This window comes from Micromonospora sp. NPDC049799, from assembly GCF_040656655.1.
Lineage (GTDB): Bacteria > Actinomycetota > Actinomycetes > Mycobacteriales > Micromonosporaceae > Micromonospora.
In genome coordinates this window covers 1-4077 of sequence record NZ_JBFAMU010000445.1, presented here as the reverse complement: position 1 = coordinate 4077, position 4077 = coordinate 1, and the positions used below count along the sequence as shown (strand labels likewise).

6 protein-coding genes are annotated in these 4077 nt (G+C 73.4%); 2 read left to right on the top strand and 4 right to left on the bottom strand.

Annotated features, from left to right (window positions below; genetic code table 11):
- On the bottom strand, positions 1 to 597 hold a 597-nt coding region (locus AB0I76_RS24150; RefSeq protein ID WP_357039583.1), incomplete at its 3' end, for an MFS transporter.
- An 85-nt stretch (positions 598 to 682) separates the two neighbouring features.
- Here AB0I76_RS24150 and AB0I76_RS24145 point away from each other — a divergent pair.
- Positions 683 to 1510 carry a class I SAM-dependent methyltransferase gene (locus AB0I76_RS24145; RefSeq protein WP_357039579.1) on the top strand — a complete coding sequence of 276 codons (828 nt, stop codon included), beginning with the start codon at positions 683 to 685 and terminating at the stop codon, positions 1508 to 1510.
- A 16-nt stretch (positions 1511 to 1526) separates the two neighbouring features.
- Here AB0I76_RS24145 and AB0I76_RS24140 read toward each other — a convergent pair whose 3' ends face one another.
- The gene (locus tag AB0I76_RS24140) at positions 1527 to 2072 is read right to left on the bottom strand and encodes a GNAT family N-acetyltransferase (protein ID WP_357039576.1); all 546 of its coding nucleotides are present in this window, start codon (positions 2070 to 2072) and stop codon (positions 1527 to 1529) included.
- A 123-nt stretch (positions 2073 to 2195) separates the two neighbouring features.
- Here AB0I76_RS24140 and AB0I76_RS24135 point away from each other — a divergent pair, with 123 nt between their 5' ends.
- A complete protein-coding gene (locus tag AB0I76_RS24135; protein WP_357039573.1) occupies positions 2196 to 3020 on the top strand; it encodes a metalloregulator ArsR/SmtB family transcription factor in 825 nt (274 codons plus the stop codon).
- Between the two features lie 24 nt (positions 3021 to 3044).
- Here AB0I76_RS24135 and AB0I76_RS24130 read toward each other — a convergent pair whose 3' ends face one another.
- Both AB0I76_RS24130 and AB0I76_RS24125 read right to left on the bottom strand, forming a co-directional pair.
- On the bottom strand, positions 3045 to 3233 hold the full coding sequence (locus tag AB0I76_RS24130) for a DUF5957 family protein (protein ID WP_357039570.1): 189 nt from the start codon (positions 3231 to 3233) through the stop codon (positions 3045 to 3047).
- Positions 3234 to 3251: 18 nt separating this feature from the next.
- Positions 3252 to 4077 (bottom strand): MMPL family transporter (locus tag AB0I76_RS24125; RefSeq protein ID WP_357039567.1); only part of this gene is annotated, 826 nt, incomplete at its 5' end.

The following is a 4077-nucleotide window of genomic DNA, read 5'->3' as shown; positions in this document are numbered from 1 at the left end:
GGTCGGCGTCGCGCGGTAGCTGCCGGCGACGAGGGCGACGAGGATCGCGCTGAGGGCGTACGTCCCGGCGTTGACCGCGAACGGGGCGCTCGCGGCGAGCACGAACAGGAACCCGCCGAGCGGCCCGGCGAGCATGCCGTGCGTGAGGGTGTGCCCGCCGCCGAGCCAGCCGTTGGCCCGTTCGAGCAGGTCGCGGGGCACGACGGCCGGGAGCACGGCCTGGCTCGCCGCACGGAAGACCACCTCGCCGGCATTGGCGAGGAACAGCACCGCGTAGAGCAGGACGATCCCGGCCCGCCCGGAGATGATCTCCACGGTGAGGGCGGCCAGCGCGACCACCCGAACGACGTCGATGACGATCATCAGGCGGCGACGGTCGACCCGGTCGACGAGGACACCGCCCGGCAGGGCGAAGAGCAGCCAGGGCAGCCAGGCCACCGCCGCGGCGGCGGAGACCACCAGCGGGTCGTCGGTGCGGGAGGCGACGAACAGCGGCGCGGCGACGGTGGCCATGCCGCTGCCGAGCGCCGACAGCGTGCTCGCCGCCCACAACCGCCCGAACCGCCCGCCCAGCCGCGCCTCTGTCCGCCCCGTCACAGCGCGTGAACCTACCAGCGGTACCGGGCCACCAGCCGCCGGTTTATCCCTTGGCAGAAGCCGGCCGGTGTGCGAGCGTCGCGCCGTGGAGAACCACCTGGAAGTCAACCGGGCCAACTGGGACGACCGGGCCGCCGCCCACGCGGCGTCGCCCGGGTACGCGGTGGACCGGTTCGTCGCCGACCCCGCGTACCTGAGCGAGGTGGTCCGGTTCGACCTGCCCCGGCTCGGCGACGTCGCCGGCCTGCGCGGGGTGCACCTGCAGTGCCACATCGGCACGGACACGATCTCCCTGCACCGCCTCGGGGCGCGGATGACCGGCCTGGACTTCTCCCCCGCATCCCTGACCCAGGCCCGCCGCCTGGCCGAGCACACCGGCGCGGCCGTCGACTTCGTACGGTCCGACGTGTACGACGCGCCGGCCGCGCTGGGCTGGGGGGCGTTCGACCTGGTCTACACCGGGGTCGGGGCGCTGTGCTGGCTGCCGGACATCCGCCGCTGGGCGCAGGTGGTGGCCGCGTTGCTGCGGCCGGGCGGTCGGCTGTTCCTGCGGGAGGGGCACCCGATGCTGTGGGCGCTGGACGATACCCGCGACGACGGTCTGCTCACGGTCGAGCACCCCTACTTCGAGCGGCCGGAGCCGACCGAGTGGGACGAGCCGGGCACGTACGTCGAGACCGACGCGACCTTCACCCACAACCGCACGTACGAGTGGAACCACGGGCTGGGCGAGGTGGTCACCGCCCTGCTCGACGTGGGGTTCCGGCTGACCATGCTGGTCGAGCACGACAGCGCGCCGTGGGACGCCCTGCCCGGGCGGACCACCGCGGACGAGCACGGCGAGCACCGGCTGCGGGACCGGCCGTGGCGGCTGCCCCAGACGTACACCCTTCAGGCGGTGCGCACCGCCTGACGCCCGTCACCGCGCCTCAGGTCCCGGGCCGGTCGGCGGCGCGCTGGCGGTAGATGACGTGCCGGCGCAGCGGCTCGTCGGTGACCCTCGGGTGGTCGAAGTCCTCGGTCGGGTCGGTGGTCATGCCGAGCCGGCGGGCCAGCGCGTGCGAGCGCAGATTCGGCACGGCGATGACGGCGAGGATCTCGGGAAGGCCGACGGTGTCGAACCCGTACGCCAGGGCGGCGCGGGCGGCCTCGGTGGCGTACCCGTGGCCCCAGGCGGACCGGGCGAGCCGCCAGCCGACCTCGACCCCGCTGAACGGCATCCCCTCGTCCATGCGGTCCAGCCCGGTGACGCCGACGAACTCGCCGGTGTCGCGGACCTCGACGGCCCAGAAGCCGTAGCCCCGCCGGTCGAGGACCTCCTGCCAGCGGCGGGCGGCGGCGATCGACCGTTCCGGGGCCAGCGGCGGGCCGAGGTACCTCAGCACGTCGGGATCGGCGTTCAGGTCGGCCCAGGGGGCCAGGTCGGACTCCCGCCAGTGCCGCAGCACCAGCCGCTCGGTGTGGATCTCGGTCACCGCACGACCCTAGCCGCGGCACCGGCGGCCACGCAGCCCCGTGCGTCCGGGAGACTGGACAGGCAGCCACACGGTTGCCTAAGCTGAAAGGCAGCCAGATGGCTGCCTTTCGCGGAGGGTGAGATGGACGAGGTGTTCCGGGCACTGGCCGACGCCAGCCGGCGCCGTCTGCTCGACGACCTCAACGCCCGCAACGGGCAGACCCTGCGGGAGCTGTCCGCCGGGCTCGCCATGACGCGGCAGTCGGTCAGCAAGCACCTCGCCGTCCTGGAGGCCGCCAACCTGGTCACCACCGTGCGCCGCGGCCGCGAGAAGCTGCACCACCTCAACCCCGCCCCGATCAACGCGATCGCCGAGCGGTGGATCGACCGGTACGACCGCGAGCGCGTCCGCGCGCTGTCCGACCTGCGCAGAGCATTGGAGCGGGAACCGATGGAGAGTCCCACGTTCGTCTACACCACGTACATCAACACCACGCCGCAGCGGCTCTGGGCCGCGCTGACCGAGCCGGAGTTCACCCGCCGCTACTGGGGCGGGGTCGCCCTGCGGTCGGACTGGCAGGTCGGTTCGCCGGTGCTGTGGCAGGACGCGCCGGACGCCGAGGCGCGCGACCTCGGGCAGCACGTGCTGGCCGCCGAGCCGTACCGGCTGCTCTCGTACAGCTGGCACGGCTTCGGACCGGAACACGCCGCGCACTTCGGCTGGTCGGCGGAGGAACTCGCCGCCCGCCAGCACGAGCGCCGGTCCAGGGTGACCTTCGAGATCACCCCGTACGGCGGCTTCGTGAAGCTCACCGTCGTGCACGACGACTTCGACCCCGACAGCGAGATGTACCGGGCGATCAGCGGTCAGCTCGGCGACGGCGGCGGTTGGCCGGAGCTGCTGGCGAGCGTGAAGACGCTGCTGGAGACGGGCGAACCGCTGCCCGACCCGGTGCCGGCCGGCTGAGGCCGGCACCGGGGTCGGGGCGGGCTATCCCCGGCGGCGGGCGCCGAGGGCCGCACCGAGGGCGGCTCCGGCGGCCGCCAGGTACAGCGGCAGGAAGCGGATGCCGGCCGGTCCGCCCCCGACGAGGCTCAGGATGCCGACCACCTCGGACAGGACGCAGCCGAGCACGAATCCCAGCAGGGCGCCCACGCCGGCGCCGATCGCGACGTTCATCAGTTCCCCTCCTCTCCGTCAGCGGTGTTCGAGGGCGACCCGGGGCAGGCGGCGGGCCAGCGGCGCCGGCAGCCACCAGGCCCACCGGCCGAAGAGCTGCATGACCGCCGGCACGATCAGGCACCGGATGACCAGGGCGTCGACGAGCACGGCCACGGCGAGGCCGAGCCCGAACTGCTTGAGCATCCGTCCCGGATCGAACAGGAACGACCCGAAGACCACCACCATGATCGCTGCGGCGGCGGTGACGATCCCGCCGGTGGTGGCGATGCCGTGGCGGATCGCCGCCGGTGCGTCGTGGTGTTCCTCCCAGTGCTCATGCATCCGGGCCAACAGGAAGATCTCGTAGTCCATCGAGAGCCCGAACGCGATGGCGAAGATGAGCACCGGCACGAACGCCTCGATCGGGCCGGGCTGCACGCCGATCGCGTCGGCGAGGAACCCCTGCTGGAACACCAGGGTGACGACGCCCAGCGAGGCGCCGACGCTGAGCAGGTTGAGCACCGCCGCCTTCAACGGGATCACCAGCGACCGGAACACCAGCACCAGCAGCAGGGACGACAGGCCGACCACCACGGCGACGAACAGCGGCAGCTTGTCGGCCACCGCCTCGGAGAAGTCGACCGTGGCGGCCGTGGTGCCGCCGACCAGGAACGCCGCGCCGCTGGAGGCTCGCAGCGGGGGCAGCACGTCGGCGCGCAGCCGCTGCACGAGGTCCGCGGTTCGGGCGTCCTGCGGCTTGGCGTCCGGGAACACGATCATGGTCGCGGTGCGACCGTCCGCGGTGGGGAACGGCGGGGTCACACCGGCCACGCCGGGCGTACCGACGAGGACCGGGCGGGCC

Excerpts from the sequence above, each read along its gene's own strand:
- AB0I76_RS24135 (WP_357039573.1), top strand. The coding sequence starts at position 2,196 with ATGGACGAGGTGTTCCGGGCACTGGCCGACGCCAGCCGGCGCCGTCTG.
- AB0I76_RS24130 (WP_357039570.1), bottom strand. The coding sequence starts at position 3,233 with ATGAACGTCGCGATCGGCGCCGGCGTGGGCGCCCTGCTGGGATTCGTG.